The following is a 20011-nucleotide window of genomic DNA, read 5'->3' on the forward strand; positions in this document are numbered from 1 at the left end:
TATTTAAAAACAAACAACAGGATTTATCTTGGGAGAGAGGTGACCAGATGAATACACAGATTCAGGATAAATTTACTTTTAAAAATGGTCAGACCATGCGCAATCGCGTTGTCTTGGCGCCTATGACCATCTGCGCTAGTGAGCCCGGTGGCTATGTATCTCAGGCAGATATTGACTTTTTTGCCCGCCGGTCGAGGTCGGTTGGCATGGTCATTACTGGCAGTACCTATGTCCATCCTCTAGGCAAGTCCTTTGCGGAGAGCTTCAGCGGCGCTGAGGACGATAAGATTGAGGGGCTTAGCCGTCTAGCCAAGGCCATCAAGGATCAAGGTGCTCTGGCTATTGTCCAGCTCTATCATGGTGGTCGTATGGTTCTGCCTGATTTGATTGACGGTCAGCCAGTAGCACCCAGCGCTGTCAAGGCTCCGCGCGACTATCTGGCAGAGCCAAGGGCGCTCAAGAACGCTGAAGTGGAGCAGGTGATAGAGGACTTTCTATCAGCTATCAGACGGGCGATTCAGGCTGGCTTTGACGGAGTCGAGCTTCATGGCGCCAATACCTACCTGATCCAGCAGTTTGTCTCTCCTCATTCAAATATCCGTCAGGACAAGTGGGGCGGCAGCCTTAACAACCGCCTGCGCTTTCCAAAGACCTTGCTGAAAAGAGCCAAGCAACTAGTCAAAGAAGAGGCCGACCGCCCCTTCCTGATTGGCTACCGCTTTTCTCCGGAAGAGATTGAAGAGCCAGGTATCCAGCTTTATGATACCCTGCAGTTACTGGAGCAGCTTATCTATCATCAGGTGGACTATCTGCATATTTCGACCTCAGATGTCTGGCGCTCGTCTATAAGAGATTCTCAGGACTCGGAGCCAGTGATTCAGAAAATTATCAGAAAAATTAATGATAGAGTGCCTCTCATTGGTGTCGGTCAGATAGAGACCAAGCAGGATGCCCAGCGAGTATTGGATGCGGGGATTCCGCTCTTTGCTCTCGGAAAGGCCCTGCTCCTAGACCCAGACTGGGCTGAAAAAGTTGTCTCCGGCCGAGAGGCAGAAGTTATCCGAGCTTATCGCGATGAGTTGCAGGCTGATTTGGCTCTGCCAACTGCCTTTGTCGAAGATGCCCGAAGCTATCTGGAAGGAAAAGATTAAGACATACCAGCCAGAAGGAGGAAAAATAATGAGCAATCATTTGTTTTTCACTCGTTTGCTCTCTCATCTTCAGGACATAGAACCACCTTAGACAGAGAGCGAAGCGTATTTAGATTTGACTAGGACAGACCGTCTTAAAGTAGTTTACAAAATAGAAAAGGAATTTGAATACTTTATGAAACATTTAAAAAAAATAATGGTTTTAGCCTTGGCAGGCCTAGCCCTAGCCTCCTGTGTAAACCCTAGCAAAACCAGCGAGCCTGCTGGTGAGACAGACAGTAAGACTGTAACCATCGGTTATACGCAATTTCCAGCAAATGTGGATCCAGCAGCGGAATACAATGGCTGGTTCACGGTCCGTTACGGAGTGGGAGAAACCCTCTTTAAGATGGACGACAAACTTGAAGTAAAACCTTGGCTGGCTGAGAAAATCGAAGCAGTCTCAGACCTAGAGTGGAAAATTACCCTCAAGGATAAGGTGACTTTCCAAAATGGTGAAAAAATGACCGGTGAAAAGGTCAAAGCTTCTCTGGAACGCTTGATTAAGACCAGCGAACGGGCAGCATCAGATATGGGCATTGACAGTATCTCTGCGGAGGGTCAAACCGTGACCATCAAGACAAAGGCTGTGCAACCTATCATGGCGAATCTCTTGGCAGAGCCATACTCCGCCATTGTCGATACGACTGGCAAGAGTGCATCTGACAAGGCTCCTGTCGGAACTGGCCCTTACATGGTGACCAAGTACACTCCTGAGAGCGGAGCAGAGCTCAAGGCTTATGATGACTACTGGGATGGCAAGCCAAAAGTTGCTAATCTGAAGATTAAATACTTCTCTGATCCGACAGCTATTTCTGCAGCCCTCAAGTCTAAGGAAGTGGATGCCGTCTATGGTCTGCCTTACGCAAATCTAAGTACCTATGCTTCCGATAAGAACTACAAAATCTCTGAGGTAGAAGGTTCCCGCTACCTAGCTTATTACTATAACTTTGAAAATCCTTATGTAGCAGATGATAAGTTCCGTCAGGCTTTGGATACCTTGGTAGACAAGAAAACCTACTCAGAATCCCTCTTTAAAGGATCAGCTGTGCCAGCCGTTGGACCTTTCCCTACAGGTTTCGCCTTTGCCCTGCAAAAGAGCGTTCATGAATTTAACGTAGAAAAAGCTAAGAAACTCTTGGACGAAGCGGGTTACAAGGATACTGACGGCGATGGCTACCGTGAAAAAGACGGTCAAAAAGTCAGCATTGAGCTGCTGTCCTTTACCCGTCTGCCTGAAATACCGCTGGCTGTAGAAGCAAGCCAACAACAGCTCAAGGAAGTTGGAATCGAAGCGACCATTAAGAAAGTTGAAGTCAGTGCCGTTGCCAGTGAAAAGGACTATGCCTTCACACCTTACGCGGTGGTGGCAGCTCCTATCGGTGATCCATATGCCTTCTTCAACAGTGCCGTTAAGACCAATGGTACAGCCAATATCGGTCACTACAGCAACCCAGAAGCAGACAAGAAAATCGAAGAGTTAGCGACTGAAACTGATCCAGCTAAGCGCAATCAGCTCAGCAAGGAAATCCAAGAAATCATGGATAAGGACTACGGCTTTACCATCATCGGCTTCTTCAAGGTCGCTCTGGTAATGGACAAGTCCGTCTCTGGTTTGGAATCCCATCCAACAGACTACTATCACGTCAGCAACAAACTTTCAAAGGAATAAAACATGCTGGAAATGAAAGATCTGCTGGTGCAGTCAGCAGATAAAGTCATTCTCGATCGGGTCTCCCTCTCTCTTGCTGAGGGGGAGTCCCTTTCGATTGTGGGCGAGAGTGGCAGTGGCAAGTCTACCCTGCTCAAGATGCTGCTAGGTCTCCCTCTTAGGGGGCTGACAGTAACAGAGGGCAGTATTACCTTTGAGGGGCAGGAAATTCAGCCCCAGGACCACCGTATTTATCTGCCTTTTGTGGGCCGAGAAGTGGCCTGGATTAGCCAGCATGCCAGTCTCAGCTTTAACAACCGCCGTAAGATCAAAAAGCATTATCAGGACTTGGTGAAGAATCAGGGCCAGCAAGCAGCAAATTTCCGCCCCTTGGAAGAATGCCTAGAGATGGTGGGACTGCTGCCTGAAAAAGTCGTCAATAAGTATCCTTTCGAGCTCAGCGGTGGTATGATGCAGCTAGTCGGCGTGGCGCTGGCTCTAGCCAGCAGGCCCAAACTATTGCTGGCTGATGAGCCGACCAGCGCTCTGGATGTCCTGTCTAAAATGAAGCTGCTTGATCTCTTGAGCAAGCTTCATCAAGAGGAAAACATGGCTATTCTCTTTGTCACACATGATATCAGCGTAGCTGAGCATCTAGCGCAAAAAGTAGTTGTCATGAAAGAAGGGCAGATTGTCGAAAGTGGTCCAGCCCATCAAGTTCTCCGCCATCCTGAGCAGGCCTATACCCAGAAATTGCTGAAGGCTGTGCCTAAGCTGGCAGAGTTTAGAGAAGGGGAGCAGCTATGAATCAAGTATTGATCGGTCGCCAGTTGACCTACGAGTACAGTCAGATAGGCGAGCGGAGAATCGGTGTCTTTGATATTGACATTAGCTTGGAAAAGGGACAGGCTTTGGGTCTGGTCGGTGAATCAGGTTCAGGTAAGAGTACCATTGCCAAACTCATCTGCCGCTTTTTAAAGCCAGACCAAGGGGAGCTGACTCTACTGGGCCAGCCAGTCTCTGCCTACAAGGATAGGGACTACTATGCTCGGGTCCAGTATATCGCCCAGCAGCCCCAGTCGACCTTTCATCCTAAGCGCAGCATTCAGCAGAGCCTAGAAGAGGTCTGTCGAAACTTCTCTCTCTATCAGCAGCCGTCAGATAGAAAGCAGGCCATCCATGACTTGCTGAGATCGGTTGGTCTGACACCTGAGCTTGCTCGGCGGCTGCCGCACCAGCTGAGCGGAGGAGAATGCCAGCGGGCGGCTATTGCCCGTGCCCTGCTGATTAATCCCGATGTGCTCATCTGCGATGAAATCACCAGTGCTCTGGATGTGACCGTTCAGTATGAGGTCATGCAGCTGCTGGCAGATATCAAGGAGCGCTCGCAGACCTCCTTTCTCTTCATCTCTCATGACATCGCTCTGGTCAGCAATTTTGCGGAAGATTTGGTCGTCCTCAAGGACGGAATCGTGCAAGAAAAGGGCAGCATGCGAGAGGTCGTCTCTGCTCCCAAGAGTGACTATACCAAGCTCTTGCTCAGTCAGTACAGGGAGGATGAAGATGAGGATTAAGCAACAACTAGCTTCTATGGCTCCATGCAGCAGCTATCAAGGAAGTCTGCCTATCACGGATGAGCTGGCTATCCAGTACACTCTGCTTAAAGGACAGGCCTCCCAGCCCTTGCTGACCATCAGTGCTGCAGTCCATGGCTGCGAGTATGTCGGTGTCAAGGCGCTGATGGACTTGGCGCATGAGTGGGACTTTAGCTTTCAAGGCTCTGTCCTCCTCCTGCATGCAGTCAATGTCAGCGGCTTCTGGGCTCGGGAGACGACGCTTGTACCTGAGGACGGTCTCAATCTAAACAGGATCTTTCAAGACCAAGGGCCAGCTTCCAGTCTTAGCTATCAGATTCGGTCTGTGATTGAGAGCCAGGTCTTTAGCGTCAGTGATTTCTTGATTGACCTGCATAGTGGCAATCGGGAAGAACTGCTGACACCGCATGGTTACTACTCTCTGCGGGCGAATCCAGAGGTGGTCGAAAAATCCTATCAGATGCTGCAGGCTTCTGGGACACCGATTATCTATCAATCTCAGGACCGCGGCAACCTTTATCACGCTGCCTCGGTGGACTATGGTTTGCCTAGCATCCTGCTGGAGCAGGGAGAAAATGGTACCTGTCTGCCAGAAGATGTATTGGCTATGAAGGAGTCAGTCAAGCAAGTCGCCCGCTATCTTTTTGAAGGGGTTATGCCCTATTATAAGCAGGCGCCACTGATCTTTGATGACAGCTACTATCTGACCTGTCAGAGGTCGGGCTGCTGGATGTGCTTTGTCCGTCCTAATCAAACAGTACAGGCTGGTCAGGTCATCGGCGAAATCTGTGATATTTATGGCAATATTTTAGAAAAGGTGACTGCCAAGGAAGACGGTCTGGTCCTCTACCAGAAAGCGACCTTGGTCGTCCACCAAGGCGAAGTGCTGTTGGCTGTAGCTAGCAAGAAGCCTGGAAGCTACCAGACATCTGAAAGGGAGGCGCATGATTAAATTTATTATCAAAACTATTCTGCAATTCGTCCTCATCCTGCTCTGCGTCAGCTTTATCTCCTTTTTACTGGTTTATCTAGCACCGGGAGATCCGGCTGAGAGCATCCTCAACGCTCAGGGTATTCCTTATACCAAGGAACTGTTGGAAATCAAACGAGCAGAGATGGGCCTGAATGGCAGCTTTATGGAGCAATATCTGGCCTGGCTGGGCAGGATTGTCCATGGCGACTTTGGTGTGACCTATAATTCTGGAGCTTCGGTCTGGGAGCAGCTGATTTTCTATTTTCCCAACTCAGTCTATCTAGCTTTCTATACCCTGCTAGCGACTCTGGGGATTTCCCTGCCGACAGCTCTCTACACGTCCTACCATGCTGGGAAGCCAGTTGACCGCTTCCTGATGGCTGGTCTGGCTTTCCTGAATGCCATTCCTAGCTTTGTTATGGGCATTATCCTGATTCTGATCTTTTCCGTTCAGCTGCACTGGTTTCCCATTCAGGCAACGGCCAATGAGCTGGGCCTAGTCTTGCCAGTTCTGACACTGGCCATGATTATGTCTACTCGCTATATCCCGCAGTTGCGGACAGCTTTGATAGAAGTCCTGCATTCGCCAGAAGTCGAAGGTGCGCGAGGTCGAGGGATTCGAGAAGGACATATCCTATTGCACGATGTGATTTACAATGTCCTGCCCTTTCTCCTGACCCTAGTCAGCCTTTCTCTGGGCTCGCTCTTAGGCGGTGTGGCTATTATCGAGCACCTCTTTTCCTGGCCGGGCGTTGGTAAGATGCTGATTGGAGTCGTCGCCAATCGGGATTATCCTCTTGTTCAGGGGGCGGTCCTCTTTATCACAGCTGGGGTCTTGACTGTAAATTTAGTCTTTCAACTGCTCATGGTTTGGCTCAATCCTCGCGTCCGACTGGCTCAGGGAAATCCCAAACTGCTGCCGCGCCTGAAGAAACTAAAAGCAAGCAAGGAGGGTTCGTATGGATAAAAAAATCAATCGAAAACTCTTGGTTTTGGGCGGTCTTATCGTCCTGGCCCTGCTCCTATCTTCCTTGGCCCCTCGTCTCTTGGGTGACAGTTTGACCAAGGTCAATCTGGGACAAGCCCTGCAAGGACCGAGCAGCAGTGAGTGGTTCGGAACGGACGCTCTGGGTCGGTCTGTCTTTGCGCGTGCAGTAAGCGGAGGTGCGGAAACAGCCCTACCAGCCCTGATGATTCTAATGCTGATTGCGGCGGTGGGCTCCTTTATCGGGGTGACTAGCGCCTTCATCGGCGGGAAATTCGACCAGTTCATCTTGCTGGTTATCACGGCCTTTCAGGCTTTTCCATCCATCATTCTGGTCATTGCCATCGTCAGTATCTTGGGCATCGGCCTCCAGCAAACCCTCATCGCTATCTGCTTGACAGCCTGGACCAAGTATGCCTATCTGATGCGCTCTATGACCCTGCAGCTGAAAAATGAACCCTATATCCAGTCCTCTAAAATGTATGGCAATAGTTTTTGGACAACTCTGAAAAACTATTATTTCCCCAGCCTTTTTCCTCAGATTCTGACAACCATGAGCTTTGACATCAGCACCATTATCATGGAAATCGCTGGTCTCAGCTTTGTCGGACTAGGAGCTCAGGCGCCGTCGCCTGAGTGGGGAGCCATGATTAATGACGGCCGGATTTATATCCAGGAAGCCCCTTGGATTGTGGTCTTCCCTTGTATCTTGCTGATTTTGACCATTCTCCTCTTCACCAAGTTCGGAGATGCGCTCAACAGCAAGTACAATCGCATGAGTTAATCATCAAAAATCACCAGCTAAACTGTAGCTCCTATCTCTTGGGACTGCAAACAAAAAAATATGAATACAAGAAAGTGATTCAATAAAAATGAGAAAAAAATTATTTTTATTAGTTGTCCTCTTGCTGCCTTTATTCTTGGTAGCCTGCCAGCAAAACTCAAACTCTTCCCAACAGGTCAATGAGAAAGACAAACTCACCATGGTTTGGGGCGAAGACTTTGGGGATGTCAACCCTCACCGCTACAATCCAGACCAATTTGTCATTCAGGATATGGTCTATGAAGGCCTGGTCCGCTACGGTGACAATGGTAAAATCGAGCCAGCCTTGGCAGAAAGCTGGGATATCAGCGAAGATGGTAAAACCTATACCTTCAAGCTGAGAAAGGCAAAATTCTCAGACGACTCTGACTTTAACGCGGAGAATGTCAAACGGAATTTCGATACCGTCTTTTCAGAGGAAAATAAGAAAAACCACACTTGGTTTGACTTCACCAACCAACTGGAAAGCTACCGGGTTGTTGACGAGCATACCTTTGAGATTAAACTCAAACAAGCCTACAGCGCGACACTCTATGATCTCTCCATGATTCGTCCGATCCGTTTCGTAGCTGATGCTGCCTTCCCTGACGGAGATGACACGACTAAGGACAACCTCAAAAAACCAATCGGAACCGGTCAATGGGTTGTTAAAGACAAGAAGCCAAACGAGTACATCACCTTTACCCGTAACGAAAATTACTGGGGTGAAAAACCTAAACTGAAAGAAGTGACTGTCAAGATTATTCCAGATCCGCAAACCCGTGCTCTTGAGTTTGAGTCTGGTAATGTTGACTTGATCTATGGAAATGGCGTTATCGGTCTGGATAACTTTGCTAAATATGCCAAAGATGACAAGTACACGACAGACGTATCTCAGCCAATGTCTAGCCGCCTCATGCTCTTGAATGCCAAGCAAGAAATCTTCAAAGACAAGACTGTCCGTCAGGCGATGAACCATGCGGTTGATAAGAAGTCTATCGCGAAAGACATTTTCCGCGGAACAGAAACACCAGCTGATACTATCTTCTCTAAGTCTACCCCTCACTCTGATGCCAATCTGACTCCCTATGAATACGATATCGAGCTGGCTGAAAAGATGCTGGATCAAGCAGGCTGGAAGAAAGGAGCTGACGGTATCCGCGAAAAAGATGGCAAGAAAATGAGTCTGAATGTTCCTTATATTTCTTCTAAGGCGACAGACAAGGACTTGGTTGAGTACTTCCAAGGAGAATGGAAGAAAATCGGAATCGATGTTCAGCTCAAAGCTATGGAAGAAGATGACTACTGGGAAAATGCCAAGACAGGAAACTTTGACCTGATGTTGACTTATTCTTGGGGAGCACCGTGGGATCCGCATGCTTGGATGACTGCCTTGACTTCACCAGCAGACCATGGTCACCCAGAAAATGTTTCCCTAGAAGCTCTGCCATCTAAGCCAGAAATTGATAAAATTATCAAGGCGACTCTGGTCGAACCAGACGAAGCAAAAGTTGATGAAGGTTATAAGAAAGTTCTCACTATGCTCCATGATGAAGCTATCTATATCCCAATCACTTACCAATCCGTTGTTTCTGTCTACCGCAAGGGAGAACTTGATGGCATGCGCTTTGCTCCAGAAGAAAATGCCTTCCCACTGCGCTATATTGAGAAAAAATAAAAGCTAACTTCATACATAAAAATTTGCATATAAAGGGAGTAGTGCTGCCAAGGTTAAAAGCTTATCAGCCGCCCCTTTTCTTTTAAGAAATATGAAAAAAGATTTATTTAAAACAATAGTTTCTCTCTTTGCTGCCCTCTTGATGATTTCAGTCTTGACCTTTCTCTTGGCCAAGCTGTCCTCGGCGGATCAAGCAGAAAACTATTTAAGAATATCGAAGATTCAAGTGACTCCTCAATCCTTGGAAAAAGCCAGAGAATATCTGGGACTCAATCAACCCTGGCCCCAGCAGTATCTAGGCTGGCTGACTAAAGCTCTTCGTGGGGATTTTGGGACATCTTATCTATTAAAGGTTCCTGTCCTGCCCTTGGTGCTGGAGCGTTTCCAGTCAACCCTTTCTCTGGGCTTGACTTCCTTTGCCCTCATTTTGCTTACGTCTATTCCTTTGGGAATTTTTAGTGCAGTCTACAAGGGTTCTCTCTTTGATAAGGTCACTCGCTTTCTATCCTTTTCCAGCGTTTCCATGCCCAGCTTTTGGTTAGGCTACATGCTGATTGTGATTTTTGCTGTTCAGCTCAGATGGCTGCCAGTTTCGGGCAAGCAGGACCTTAGCAGCTTGATTCTTCCTAGTCTGACCCTTAGTATGTCTTTGATTGGCCAATATACCGCTTTGATCCGCAAGGCCGTGATTGAGCAGATGAACAGTGTCCATGTCGAAAATGCCCTCTTGCGTGGAGTCAGCAAGTTCTTCCTAGTCAAGAATCATCTCTTGAGAAATTCCCTGCCAGCCATTGCGACAGGCCTGAGTCTGACCTTGGTCTATCTCCTGACAGGCTCCTTGATTGTCGAGGAAGTCTTCTCTTGGAACGGTGTCGGCTCTCTCTTTGTAGATGCGCTGCAGGCTGTGGATCTGCCCATCATCCAGTGCTGCATGCTTTTATTTGGCCTATTATTCTTGGGAAATAATATTCTAACCCAGCAGTTGCCGCTCTGGATAGACCCTAGAGTCAGAAAAAGGAGGAGCAATGTCTAAACGATTTATTTTTTCAAGTGTCATTTTACTGGCCCTCCTCATCTGTGCTCTCTTTGCTCCCTATCTATCCTCTTTTGATCCCCAGCATGTGGAGATCTCAAATAAACTAATGCCGCCTGATGCAGTTCATCTGCTGGGAACGGATCAGCTAGGCAGAGACGTCTTGTCTCGTCTGCTGCATGGGGCTCGTTACTCCCTCTTTTTATCCTTGACCATCAGTCTACTGGAGGTGGTCATCGGTGTGACAGTCGGCTTACTGATTGGATGGTACCAAGGCAAGGCTGAAGCGACCTTTTTATGGTTTGTAAATGTTATTTCTGCCTTTCCAAGCTTCCTGCTATCGCTAGCTACCGTTGGGATATTGGGACAGGGAATGACCAATATGATTTTAGCCATTGTCATCATAGAGTGGGTCTACTATGCTCGGGTGACGGCCAATCTGGTCAAGAGTGCCAAGGAGGAAGCCTATGTCATTTCTGCCCAGACCATGGGACTCTCCCAGTTCCATATCCTCAAAACCCATATCCTGCCCTTTATCTACAAGCCCATTTTGATTATTGTGCTCATGAATATCGGGAATATCATTCTCATGATTTCTGGCTTTTCCTTCTTGGGAATCGGTGTCCAGCCCAACATTACCGAGTGGGGCATGATGCTGCATGATGCTAGAAGCCATTTTCAAACGGCAACTTGGATGATGCTGGCGCCTGGACTAGCTATCTTTCTGACAGTGGTCGCCTTTAATCTATTTGCCGAATGCTTTGAAGAGAAAGGCTGGAAACAGATATGGAAAAAATAGCAGTAAAGAAACTGACAGCCCAAATCGAGCAAAAGACCATTCTGCAGAACATCAGCTTTGAAGTGGAGGCAGGGCAGTCGCTGCTCATTATCGGGGAAAGTGGGTCTGGCAAAACCCTCTTAACCAAGATATTGATTGGTCAGCTGCCTTCATCCTTGAGCATGCAAGGAGAAGTTCACTACGGATCCCTGGCTTTGGAGCGAAATTCTCTCAAAGCTTGGCAGCAGCTACGAGGCAGTCAAGTAGCCTATATGTCTCAAAATCCGATGGCTATGTTCAATCCCTTTCAGACCATTCAAAGCCATTTTTGGGAAACTCTACGCAGCCATAGCAAGATTTCAAAAAGCGCTTGTCTGGCTAAGGCAGTAGCTTCCATGAAAGAGGTGCGACTGGGAGAGCCGGAAGAGCTTTTGAAGAAATATCCTTTTGAGCTCAGCGGCGGTATGCTGCAGCGGGTCATGTTGGCTATCTTGCTCTGCCTAGAGCCAGAAACCATCATTTTGGATGAGCCAACTTCAGCTCTAGATATCCACAATCGCGAGCAGATTATTCTCATCTTAAAGGAGCAGCTGGCTAAGGGAAAGACTCTCATCACAGTGACCCATGATTATCATTTAGCGCGAGAGCTAGGAGGCAAGATGCTTGTCATGTATCAGGGGGCTATCATGGAGGAAGGGCCAGTGTCCAAGCTCCTCGAAAGTCCTTCGCAATCCTATAGTCAAGACCTTATCTTAGGAAATCCATACGAACGGTTGGTGAGACAAGATGCTGGAATGTAGACATGTTTTTAAAAAATTCGATGGGAAAATGGTTGTCAAAGACTGTAACTTCTCCGTCCATAAGGGTGAAATGATCGGCCTGATGGGCGAGAGCGGCAGTGGTAAGAGCACGCTGGCTAAATTGCTACTTGGTTTAGAAAAGCCCAGTCAGGGTGAGATCCTGCTGGATGGCCAGCCCTACTCAGTCAAAAAATCTGGGGTGAGAATCCTGCTGGTTTTTCAGGACTCGCTTCACTCAGTCAATCCGAACTTTACAGTCGAGCAGGTCTTGACAGAGGCGCTGCCAAAAGATGTGGCTAGAGAAGAGATAGAAGCCATTCTAGAAGACGTCGGTCTAGATAAAAGCTATCTGAATCAGCCAGCGCGCCAGCTCAGTGGCGGTCAGCTCCAGAGGATTTGCATCGCCCGCGGCCTGCTCTTAAAGCCAGATATTCTTATCTTTGATGAGGCTCTGAGCGGTCTGGATCCCATTGTTCAAGGCAGGTTGTTACGCCTCCTATATGATTTGTGGGAGAAATACCAGCTGACCTATGTCTTCATCTCTCATGACTTCAAGCTGAGCTACGCTCTCTGCCATCGGATTTTAGTCATGGCAGATGGGGAAATCGTTGACGAGATAAAGGACTTTGAACTTCCTATTCAGGCTCATCACCCTGTGACAAAAAAATTGATAGGCGACAAGGGACATTTCAGTTGATGCATGCCCCAGCTAGCTAATCTATTTTAAAATTAAAAATAAAGGAACATATATGAAACGTACTTTTGAAACGAGAAAACTTTACTTCGGCTTTCCAGTCTTCTTTTTAGGCTATAAGGACGATGTGCACGGCTATAATATTTCGACTTCTAGCTCAGTTTATTCCTTGGGCAGCATGATGGTTATTGCCATGCGTACCAAGGGGAATGCCATTACAGAGATTACTAAGCACCAGCAATTCACAGTCAATGTCCCAGAGAAGGATTTGACCAAAGAGTCTGAAATTGCCGGCTTCAACAGCCGCAAGGACAAGTTTGCCCTGACCGGTCTTAGCTACACAATCGGAGAGACGGTGGATGCTCCGCTGGTAGACCAATGCCCTGTTTCCATTGAGTGTCAGGTGCTGGATATGGTCGAATGCGGTGCCCTGACCAATGTCATCGCCCGTGTTACTCGGCGCGTGGTGGATGAGGATTTGATTGATGAGAATGACGCTTTCCGCAGCGACCGCTTTTCTCCTATCAGCTATATGGGAGACGGCGATGGACGGCTTTACCGCTATTTCAGCGACGAGTCAGTCAAGATGGGCTCCATTATCAAAGAAATCCGCAAACAAGAAGAAAAATAAAGAAACCGCTGAGATATTTAAGTCTCAGCGGTTTAGTTTTTTATTATAAGTCTTTCTTCTAGGCCAAATTTCTCTAGGAAACGGCCTTGCTCTTCTTGGATTTGCGGTGTCGGATTTTTGACACTCATGACTAGCTCCACCATCTCTGGATGGACTTCACGTACCAGCTGACTCAGAGCCCAGATAGCTGTAGCGACATGAATCGGATTTTGCCCCTTGTCGATAATTTCCAGCAGTTTGGGAATGGCAGAGCGGTCGTTGGCATTTGCCAGAGCGATAATGGCATTGCGCTGCAGGATATTTTTCCCCCGCCAGCTGCCGGCCACATGACCGAATTTCTCCTTAAACTGACCGTTGGAAAGCTCCAAGAAAGGCAGGAGCTCCGGATGAGAAAGGTCGGGGTCAATTTCTGTCGCCAGAGGATTGTCCAAGCCTTTATTATAGGGACAGCAGATTTGGCAGATATCGCAGCCATAGATGACAGTCTTAATCTTCTTGCGAAATTCCAGATCCATGACGCCCTTGTCCTGAGTCTGAAAGGACAGACAGCGCTTGGCATTCATAGTACCGTCGCCAATCAGGCAGGAAGTAGGGCAGGCTGTTACACAGCGGTTGCAGTCTCCACAGCCGTAGTCGACGGGCTGATCAGGCTCGATGTCCAGATTGGTGATGAGTTCGCCCAGAAACATATAGGAGCCAAATTCCTTGGAGATGACCAAGCCGTTCTTGCCGATAAAGCCGATTCCTGCTCTCTGGGCTACAGCAGTATCGACCAAGGCGCCCGTGTCCACCATGCCCTTGTATTCAAAGTCAGCGGTCAGCTCTTCGATTCCCTTGGCAAGCCGGTCCAGCTTGTCTTGCAGGACATAGTGGTAGTCCAATCCCCAGCTGTTGGGGGTAAATTTCCCCCGCTTGTAGGCCGTTTTCTGAGGCTGCTGCTTGAGCTTGTGGGGGTAGGCGACTGCGATAGAGATAATGGTCTTGGCTGAGGATAGACTCAGTTTAGGCTTGATCCGCTCCTCGATGTTCTTGTGCTCAAATCCTGAATTTCGCCCTTCTTCTACAGCCAAGCGCAGCGATTTCTCCAGATAGTCAAAATCATCCGCTGTCGTAAAGCCAATCTTAGAAATCCCAATGTCTTTTGCTAAGTTAATAATTTCTTCTTTGATGTTCATTGTTTCTATTATAGCGGAAAAATGCCAACTTGGCGAATGATTGAGAAAGGGCCGCCTCCTATATAGATATACCAATATTTTATAAGACTTCCTAATCCTATAGCCTATATGATATAATGAAATGTAGAACTTTTTTATAGAAAATTCTGCAAAGTTTAGGGAATTTTTTTAATAAATGGGAGTTATAATATGAAAAAGAGATATTATGAGTTTTTGAATGTTCTTGTTACGGATTGTAATCCAATCAGAAACTTAGATTTTTATAAGGCTGGTTTAATTGAGTTATTTTTTATCTCACTGGTATCTATAGTTTCTATTTTCTTACGCGGTGAGATGCATCACCTGAGCATGATGGTCATGAATTTTACTATCGTTCACGCGCTTATTTTGTTCCTGGCCTTTTTACTCTTCCAAAAGTTTTTTGATACCAAAGCCCTGCAGCTCATTCCGACCAGCTCTTACCTATTTCTTCATTTTGAATTGCTTTTTTGGGGCTCCATCTTTTTTGGTGAGAACTACTTGGCATTTTTTATGATTTTTATCATACTCAGCTTGTCTTATCAGCTGATCAATTTGCTCTATCAGATGGTGATCGTTTCAAAATTGAGATATTTTGAACAGAAGCAAAAGATTAATATTTTGCAGATTCATGCCATCGTTTTGTGCTGCCTGTCAGCAGGAGTAGCAGTCATCACTCGCTTGTTTATGCTGTCAGGAATCTATATGATTATTGCCTTGGTAGGCTTGAGTATCGCATTGACGCCCTTGTATCTACTGGGCTATGCACAAGTTTTCACAGGCTGGAGAAATCAAGTGCCTGAAAAATGGTAGAATTGAAGGGGGATTGTCTGTCTAGTCTTGAATACGTTTGGTTTCCTCTAACACGTTGATTGAGAAGATTAGAGTAAATGCATTTTAATCAGTAAGGTAGAGAAATAATTTTTCTCTGCCTTTATTTTTTCACAAATTTGAAAGCGCTTCATTGACAAAGTCAATCAGATAGTTTATAATATAATAACAGTATAGAAAATGGCAAGGAAGCCTGATTTGATCGCAATGAAGCGAGTGTTTCAGAATCAAAGGGTTTTTCTATGCCATTTTTTTGCGCACTATTATTTTTTATGGAGGATTGTTTCTATGCGGACAAAAGGAATTGTGCTGCTTTGTGGCTTGGCTTTGCTTCTGGGAGCCTGTCAAGCGGGGAATAATAAGACGACGACTGAGTCATCCTCGGCTAAGACGGAGACAACAGATAAGGACAAGGCTAAGACTTTGGATAAAGGTGTCTGGGAAGACAAGCTTTATGCCCGTCTGACCAAGCTCATCAAGGAGAATGGGAACACTAGTTCTACCTACGATAAAAATAAAAAACCTTATGCCGTCTTTGACTGGGACAATACGACAGTCATTAATGACATTGGCGAAGCAACCTTTACCTATCAAATTGAAAATCTGGCCTTTAAGATGACGCCGGAAGAATTTGACCAAGCAGTGCGGACCAATATACCGAGCGACGATTTTGTTGAGGATTACCATAACAAAGATGGTGAGCCAGTGAATATTGACAAGATTGCGGCTGACTTGCTTTCTGACTACACAGCTATTTACAATAGCTATAAGGGAATGCAAGGGGACAAGTCTCTGGAAGAAGTCAAAAAGACTGATGAATATCAAGACTTTGCTGCTAAACTCCGGTATCTTTACGAAGCGATTGGTGACACCTTCAGCTCAGACATCAGCTATCCATGGGTGACCTACCTCTACGCAGGTATGACTTCTGAAGAAGTTCAAGCCCTATCTGAAAAGTCTATTGACCAGGCTCTTGAGGACAAGCTGACTTCTGAAACCTGGGAAAGTCCGGAAGGCTTGAAAGGCGAGTCAGGCCAAATCAGTGTAACTTTCAAGCGGGGGGTTCGCTCCGTTAAGGAAATGCAAAATCTCTACAAGACTCTGATGGCTAACGGCATTGATGTCTATATCTGTTCAGCGTCTTATATTGATGTGATTATCCCTTATGCTAGCAATTCTAAGTATAGCTACAATATTCCTAAAGAAAATGTCACTGCTATGCGCCTGAAAAAGGATGACAAGGGTGTGATTCAGCCGGAATACGATACCAACTATGCTCAGACTCAGGGTGAGGGCAAGACAGAGACTATCAAGAAGCTGATTGCTGTCAATCATGACAATCAAGAACCAATCCTGATTGCCGGCGATAGTAATGGTGACTATGCTATGCTCAAGGACTTCCCTAAAATGCAAATGGGTATCATCTTCAATCTTTTGAGAGATCCTAGCAAGGGAATCGGTCTTTTGCAAACAAAGGCAATTGAAACTTACGGCCAGAAAGATGCCCTTTACTACCTGCAAGGCCGCGATGAAAATAAAGGTGTACTGCTCAATGGCAGGGAAACTATCAAACTAGATAGTAAGGAAGCCCAGCTCAGCAAATAGCGGGCAGTCCCCTGTCATAGAGAGGAATGGATGCAATATATGAAAAAAATCATGTTTGTCGGTCCGGTCGGAGTGGGTAAGACCACTCTGACCCAGCGACTAAAGGGTTTGGAGCTGACCTACTATAAGACTCAGGCGGTTGAGTTTCATGATACCATCATTGATACTCCGGGAGAATTTCTCCAACATCGTAGGTATTATAATGCCTTGAACGTGACGGGTGCAGAGGCTGATGTGATCGGTCTCTTGGTAGCAGCTTCCAATCAGATGCAGACCTTTCCTCAGGGCTTTTCCTCCCTTTTCAATCAAGAAGTGATTGGTATTGTCACCAAGATCGATATGGCTGATAAGGAAGAGCAGATCGAAAAAGCACGGCGGCAGCTGAAAGCGGCTGGAGCCAAGGAAATTTTTGAAATATCAGCGACGGAAAACGAAGGAATTGACCGTCTTCAGGCTTATCTGGAGTCAGACTAGGGACGAGAAGTCGAATATGGTATACTAGATTCTAACAAGGAAACGAGGAAGGAATGTCTATTTATGAAAGTAGAGCACGGGGGAAATGCAGCAGCTTTGGCTGAGGAATTGGGTTTTTCTCTAGAAGACTGTCTGGATTTCAGTGCCAATATCAATCCTCTGGGGATTTCTCAAAAGCTGAGGGCTTGTCTGACCGAGTCCATTGATTGGCTGGTTCATTATCCAGACATCAGCTACAGTCACTCCAGAGAGCTTTTGGCCCGGCATCATGGGCTGGACAAGGACAATGTCCTGCTGGCAAATGGTGCGGTAGAAGTCTTCTATGAGCTGGCCCGCTTCCTGCGTCCAAAGACAGTCCTGACTCTGAGCCCTACTTTCATGGAATATGAAAAAGCTTTCTCGCAAGTGCAGGCCAAGGTGGAGCGCTTTAGCCTCCCTTCCCCATCCTATGAGTGGAATCTAGCTGACATGATGCCAGCCTTGGATTCACTGACTGCAGGGGACGCTGTACTCATCTGCAATCCTAATAATCCGACGGGTAGCTTGATTCGGCGTACTGAGCTAGAAAAGCTAGCTGAGGACCTGCAGGAGCGGCAAATCTTTTTGATACTGGATGAGGCTTTTATGGACTTTCTGGACGATGAGGAGGACTATAGTTTCGTCTCACGTCTGGCCACCTATCCAAATGCAGTAGTGGTACGGTCTCTGACCAAGTTTTATGCTATTCCTGGTCTGAGATTGGGCTATGCTCTTAGCTGCCATCCAACTTGCTTTGATGAGATAGAGGGGAGTCGCGCTCCTTGGTCGGTCAATGCTATGGCTGATCACGCCCTGCCTGTCCTTTTGGAAGATCAGGCCTATCAGGAAGCTACCAAGCAGTGGCTTCGAGTAGAAAGAGATTTCCTTTTTCAAGGGCTGGCTGCATTTTCACAGATTCGGCCGATCAAGCCTAGTGTCAACTATATCTTCTTTGAATATTTAGGTCGGCTGGATCTGCGTCAGGAGCTTCGGCAGAGAAAGATTTTTATCCGTTCCTGTCAAAATTATCATGATCTGACAGAACGTCATTACCGCATAGCCATTCGCAGCCATCAGGAGAATGAACAGCTTCTGACTTGTCTGACAGAGGTCTTGGCGAAAGAGGGTCCTTATGACTAAGACAATCGTTTCCTGTCCAGGTTCCTGCGGTGAATTATTTCAAGGTTTAGTAGGAGAGCAGGAAGTCCTGCTCTCCTATGGGATTGAGAAGCGAAGTCAAGTTAGATTGGACGGGGCTTCGTCTCTCGCAAGTCAACCCCAAGGTGAAAAGGTAAGGCGAGCTTTGGAGCTCCTGCCTGAGTCCAATGTTTTCTCTTTTGTTCATAAGTCAGACCTGCCTATCAGCAAGGGCTATTCTAGCAGCACAGCTGATATGATTAGCTGCCTGCAGGCAGTTAATCTGGGACAAAAGCAGCCTCTAACAGCAGCAGATTTGACGCGTCTCTGTGCCAAGATTGAGCCTACTGACTCTGTGGCTTTTGCGGACTGGACGGTCATTGAGCCCCTAACTGGTCAAGTGGTCTGGCAGACAGACTGGCGACCGGAGCTCTATGTCTATATCTTGGAGCCTGTGGAGATGGTGACTACTCTTGACTTGGTTCGGATGAAGGACAGTCCTAGCTATCCAGCTGAGGAGTCTAAGTGTTTGCTTCCTCTCTTTCAGGAGGCTTGTCAGGAGAAGAGTTTGGAAAAACTTGGTCATTTAGCGAGCTATAGTGCTTTGTTGAACAACCAACGGCTACCCAAACCCTATCTGAAAGAATTACTGAATTTGGTAAAAGAACACCAGTGTTTAGGCCTCAATGTTGCCCATAGTGGTACATTGGTTGGTCTGTTGCTGAGCAGGGAGCAGCTAGAAGTCTTGCCTAAGCTAGAGGCTGAACTAGCTCGCTCAGCCAGTGGGGCTTATTATCAGACTCGGACCTTGAGCAGGATTATTTTTGAAGGGGTGCAGCCGGTCAGGGAGGAGATAGACTAGTTTGAAAGACTTAGAAAAAATTATTGAGCAGATTCTTCCGATAGATAAAGACAAGCTTCAAGAAGGCCAGCGCTATTGTGATCAATTAGGTAAACCCCCGGGCTCCTTGGGAAAGCTCGAGACTATCTATGCGCGCTTGCATGCCATGTTTTCTGGACCTATTGACCTAGAGAAGAAGATTGTCCTCGTCTATGTAGCCGATAATGGCATTGTGGCTGAAGGCGTTTCTGCCAACCCTCAAGAAACGACCTATACTGTTGCTTGTAATATTCTAGCAGGGAAATCAGGCTTGTGTGCTATTTCCAAACATGCAGGTTCAGACATCTGCCTGGTAGACATTGGCTGCAAGAAGGATATCTTTGAGGAGAGTGAGGACAAGGTCTGTCATGGGACGCGTAATATGCTCAAGGAGCCGGCCATGACTCGTGAGCAGGCTATAGCGGCAATTCTAGTCGGCTACAAGAAGACAGAGGTCTTGATTAAAGATGGATATCGTCTCTTTGGAACAGGAGAAATGGGGATTGGCAACACCACCACCTCGGCTGCTGTCATTGCTGCAGTTCTCGGTCTCAAAGCAGAGGACGTCACAGGCTATGGAGCTGGTCTGACTCAGAATATGAAGGCTCATAAAACTGCCGTTATCCAGCGGTGTTTGGATCGTCATGCTCCTTATGGAGATATTCTGGATCTGACCGCTAAGCTTGGTGGGCTAGATATGCTGGCGATGGCAGGCACTCATCTCGCCTGTGCCCGCTATCAGCTGCCATGTGTAGTGGACGGTCTTATCTCTCTAACGGGGCTTCTGCTTGCCCATCAGCTGACTCCTCATGTCTTGGACTATGCCTTTGCTTCCCATGCTTCGACGGAGCCTGCTTACAGACTGGTCAGTGACTTTCTAGGACTGGAGCCCATGCTTTTGCTGGACATGCGACTGGGTGAAGGCTCAGGCTGTCCTTTGGCTTTCTTTCTGTTGGAAAATGCTGTTTATACCATGGAGCACATGCCGACCTTTGCTGAAGGCAGCTTGAAAGAAGAAGATTATGTTGATATTCGCAAAAATGTGACTTAAAGGAGGAAAAAT

At 47.1% G+C, this 20011-nt stretch carries 20 protein-coding genes; 19 read left to right on the forward strand and 1 reads right to left on the reverse strand.

What is annotated here, in order from left to right:
- Positions 1 to 47: 47 nt before the first annotated feature.
- The 13 genes from HMPREF9389_RS06155 (at position 48) to HMPREF9389_RS06095 (ending at position 12810) form a co-directional block, all read left to right on the forward strand.
- Positions 48 to 1151: an NADH-dependent flavin oxidoreductase gene (locus HMPREF9389_RS06155; RefSeq protein ID WP_002929385.1), complete on the forward strand. Its 1104-nt coding sequence runs from the start codon at positions 48 to 50 to the stop codon at positions 1149 to 1151.
- A gap of 115 nt (positions 1152 to 1266) precedes the next feature.
- On the forward strand, positions 1267 to 2862 hold the full coding sequence (locus HMPREF9389_RS06150) for an ABC transporter substrate-binding protein (protein ID WP_002929387.1): 1596 nt from the start codon (positions 1267 to 1269) through the stop codon (positions 2860 to 2862).
- Between the two features lie 3 nt (positions 2863 to 2865).
- The gene (locus HMPREF9389_RS06145) at positions 2866 to 3648 is read left to right on the forward strand and encodes an ABC transporter ATP-binding protein (protein ID WP_002929390.1); all 783 of its coding nucleotides are present in this window, start codon (positions 2866 to 2868) and stop codon (positions 3646 to 3648) included.
- Positions 3645 to 4415, forward strand: coding sequence for an ABC transporter ATP-binding protein (locus HMPREF9389_RS06140; RefSeq protein WP_002929392.1), 771 nt, complete (start codon positions 3645 to 3647; stop codon positions 4413 to 4415). The genes HMPREF9389_RS06145 and HMPREF9389_RS06140 overlap by 4 nt, the downstream gene beginning before the upstream one ends.
- Positions 4405 to 5388: a M14 family metallopeptidase gene (locus HMPREF9389_RS06135; RefSeq protein WP_032906389.1), complete on the forward strand. Its 984-nt coding sequence runs from the start codon at positions 4405 to 4407 to the stop codon at positions 5386 to 5388. Before HMPREF9389_RS06140 ends, HMPREF9389_RS06135 begins: the two co-directional genes overlap by 11 nt.
- The gene (locus tag HMPREF9389_RS06130; protein WP_002929399.1) at positions 5381 to 6376 is read left to right on the forward strand and encodes an ABC transporter permease; all 996 of its coding nucleotides are present in this window, start codon (positions 5381 to 5383) and stop codon (positions 6374 to 6376) included. The genes HMPREF9389_RS06135 and HMPREF9389_RS06130 overlap by 8 nt, the downstream gene beginning before the upstream one ends.
- The gene (locus HMPREF9389_RS06125) at positions 6369 to 7178 is read left to right on the forward strand and encodes an ABC transporter permease (RefSeq protein WP_002929402.1); all 810 of its coding nucleotides are present in this window, start codon (positions 6369 to 6371) and stop codon (positions 7176 to 7178) included. Before HMPREF9389_RS06130 ends, HMPREF9389_RS06125 begins: the two co-directional genes overlap by 8 nt.
- Before the next feature lie 88 nt (positions 7179 to 7266).
- Complete coding sequence (gene nikA, locus HMPREF9389_RS06120; protein ID WP_002929412.1) at positions 7267 to 8874, forward strand: nickel ABC transporter substrate-binding protein; 1608 nt, start codon at positions 7267 to 7269, stop codon at positions 8872 to 8874.
- Between the two features lie 91 nt (positions 8875 to 8965).
- Positions 8966 to 9907, forward strand: coding sequence for an ABC transporter permease (locus HMPREF9389_RS06115; RefSeq protein WP_002929414.1), 942 nt, complete (start codon positions 8966 to 8968; stop codon positions 9905 to 9907).
- A complete protein-coding gene (locus tag HMPREF9389_RS06110; protein ID WP_002929419.1) occupies positions 9900 to 10706 on the forward strand; it encodes an ABC transporter permease in 807 nt (268 codons plus the stop codon). Before HMPREF9389_RS06115 ends, HMPREF9389_RS06110 begins: the two co-directional genes overlap by 8 nt.
- Positions 10694 to 11485: an ABC transporter ATP-binding protein gene (locus HMPREF9389_RS06105; protein ID WP_002929426.1), complete on the forward strand. Its 792-nt coding sequence runs from the start codon at positions 10694 to 10696 to the stop codon at positions 11483 to 11485. The genes HMPREF9389_RS06110 and HMPREF9389_RS06105 overlap by 13 nt, the downstream gene beginning before the upstream one ends.
- Complete coding sequence (locus HMPREF9389_RS06100; protein ID WP_002929428.1) at positions 11472 to 12182, forward strand: ABC transporter ATP-binding protein; 711 nt, start codon at positions 11472 to 11474, stop codon at positions 12180 to 12182. Before HMPREF9389_RS06105 ends, HMPREF9389_RS06100 begins: the two co-directional genes overlap by 14 nt.
- Positions 12183 to 12234: 52 nt before the next feature.
- Positions 12235 to 12810 (forward strand): flavin reductase family protein, encoded by a 576-nt coding sequence (locus tag HMPREF9389_RS06095; protein ID WP_002901082.1) that lies wholly within the window; start codon positions 12235 to 12237, stop codon positions 12808 to 12810.
- A gap of 32 nt (positions 12811 to 12842) precedes the next feature.
- Here HMPREF9389_RS06095 and queG read toward each other — a convergent pair whose 3' ends face one another.
- Entirely contained in the window at positions 12843 to 13985 is a 1143-nt protein-coding gene (queG, locus tag HMPREF9389_RS06090; protein ID WP_002929433.1) for a tRNA epoxyqueuosine(34) reductase QueG, read from the reverse strand.
- Between the two features lie 189 nt (positions 13986 to 14174).
- On the opposite strand from queG, the gene HMPREF9389_RS06085 reads away from it, so the two are divergent.
- From HMPREF9389_RS06085 to cobT, 6 genes are all read left to right on the forward strand, one after another.
- Positions 14175 to 14816 carry a hypothetical protein gene (locus HMPREF9389_RS06085; protein ID WP_002929435.1) on the forward strand — a complete coding sequence of 214 codons (642 nt, stop codon included), beginning with the start codon at positions 14175 to 14177 and terminating at the stop codon, positions 14814 to 14816.
- A 306-nt stretch (positions 14817 to 15122) separates the two neighbouring features.
- The gene (locus HMPREF9389_RS06080) at positions 15123 to 16439 is read left to right on the forward strand and encodes a phosphoserine phosphatase (RefSeq protein ID WP_032906391.1); all 1317 of its coding nucleotides are present in this window, start codon (positions 15123 to 15125) and stop codon (positions 16437 to 16439) included.
- A 39-nt stretch (positions 16440 to 16478) separates the two neighbouring features.
- Positions 16479 to 16913, forward strand: a complete 435-nt coding sequence (locus HMPREF9389_RS06075; protein ID WP_080560814.1) for a EutP/PduV family microcompartment system protein — start codon at positions 16479 to 16481, stop codon at positions 16911 to 16913.
- Between the two features lie 63 nt (positions 16914 to 16976).
- Positions 16977 to 18071: a threonine-phosphate decarboxylase CobD gene (cobD, locus tag HMPREF9389_RS06070; protein WP_002929438.1), complete on the forward strand. Its 1095-nt coding sequence runs from the start codon at positions 16977 to 16979 to the stop codon at positions 18069 to 18071.
- The gene (locus HMPREF9389_RS06065) at positions 18064 to 18930 is read left to right on the forward strand and encodes a hypothetical protein (RefSeq protein ID WP_002929439.1); all 867 of its coding nucleotides are present in this window, start codon (positions 18064 to 18066) and stop codon (positions 18928 to 18930) included. Before cobD ends, HMPREF9389_RS06065 begins: the two co-directional genes overlap by 8 nt.
- 1 nt (position 18931) lies before the next feature.
- Positions 18932 to 19999 (forward strand): nicotinate-nucleotide--dimethylbenzimidazole phosphoribosyltransferase, encoded by a 1068-nt coding sequence (gene cobT, locus HMPREF9389_RS06060; RefSeq protein WP_002929441.1) that lies wholly within the window; start codon positions 18932 to 18934, stop codon positions 19997 to 19999.
- Positions 20000 to 20011: the final 12 nt, after the last annotated feature.

This window comes from Streptococcus sanguinis SK355 (assembly GCF_000212855.1).
GTDB lineage: Bacteria > Bacillota > Bacilli > Lactobacillales > Streptococcaceae > Streptococcus > Streptococcus sanguinis_A.

Excerpts from the sequence above, each read along its gene's own strand:
- HMPREF9389_RS06110 (WP_002929419.1), top strand. The coding sequence starts at position 9,900 with ATGTCTAAACGATTTATTTTTTCAAGTGTCATTTTACTGGCCCTCCTC.
- HMPREF9389_RS06080 (WP_032906391.1), top strand. The coding sequence starts at position 15,123 with ATGCGGACAAAAGGAATTGTGCTGCTTTGTGGCTTGGCTTTGCTTCTG.
- HMPREF9389_RS06115 (WP_002929414.1), top strand. The coding sequence starts at position 8,966 with ATGAAAAAAGATTTATTTAAAACAATAGTTTCTCTCTTTGCTGCCCTC.
- HMPREF9389_RS06105 (WP_002929426.1), top strand. The coding sequence starts at position 10,694 with ATGGAAAAAATAGCAGTAAAGAAACTGACAGCCCAAATCGAGCAAAAG.
- HMPREF9389_RS06130 (WP_002929399.1), top strand. The coding sequence starts at position 5,381 with ATGATTAAATTTATTATCAAAACTATTCTGCAATTCGTCCTCATCCTG.
- HMPREF9389_RS06085 (WP_002929435.1), top strand. The coding sequence starts at position 14,175 with ATGAAAAAGAGATATTATGAGTTTTTGAATGTTCTTGTTACGGATTGT.
- HMPREF9389_RS06075 (WP_080560814.1), top strand. The coding sequence starts at position 16,479 with ATGAAAAAAATCATGTTTGTCGGTCCGGTCGGAGTGGGTAAGACCACT.
- HMPREF9389_RS06135 (WP_032906389.1), top strand. The coding sequence starts at position 4,405 with ATGAGGATTAAGCAACAACTAGCTTCTATGGCTCCATGCAGCAGCTAT.
- HMPREF9389_RS06065 (WP_002929439.1), top strand. The coding sequence starts at position 18,064 with ATGACTAAGACAATCGTTTCCTGTCCAGGTTCCTGCGGTGAATTATTT.
- nikA (WP_002929412.1), top strand. The coding sequence starts at position 7,267 with ATGAGAAAAAAATTATTTTTATTAGTTGTCCTCTTGCTGCCTTTATTC.
- queG (WP_002929433.1), bottom strand. The coding sequence starts at position 13,985 with ATGAACATCAAAGAAGAAATTATTAACTTAGCAAAAGACATTGGGATT.
- HMPREF9389_RS06155 (WP_002929385.1), top strand. The coding sequence starts at position 48 with ATGAATACACAGATTCAGGATAAATTTACTTTTAAAAATGGTCAGACC.
- HMPREF9389_RS06125 (WP_002929402.1), top strand. The coding sequence starts at position 6,369 with ATGGATAAAAAAATCAATCGAAAACTCTTGGTTTTGGGCGGTCTTATC.
- HMPREF9389_RS06095 (WP_002901082.1), top strand. The coding sequence starts at position 12,235 with ATGAAACGTACTTTTGAAACGAGAAAACTTTACTTCGGCTTTCCAGTC.
- cobD (WP_002929438.1), top strand. The coding sequence starts at position 16,977 with ATGAAAGTAGAGCACGGGGGAAATGCAGCAGCTTTGGCTGAGGAATTG.
- HMPREF9389_RS06145 (WP_002929390.1), top strand. The coding sequence starts at position 2,866 with ATGCTGGAAATGAAAGATCTGCTGGTGCAGTCAGCAGATAAAGTCATT.
- HMPREF9389_RS06140 (WP_002929392.1), top strand. The coding sequence starts at position 3,645 with ATGAATCAAGTATTGATCGGTCGCCAGTTGACCTACGAGTACAGTCAG.
- HMPREF9389_RS06100 (WP_002929428.1), top strand. The coding sequence starts at position 11,472 with ATGCTGGAATGTAGACATGTTTTTAAAAAATTCGATGGGAAAATGGTT.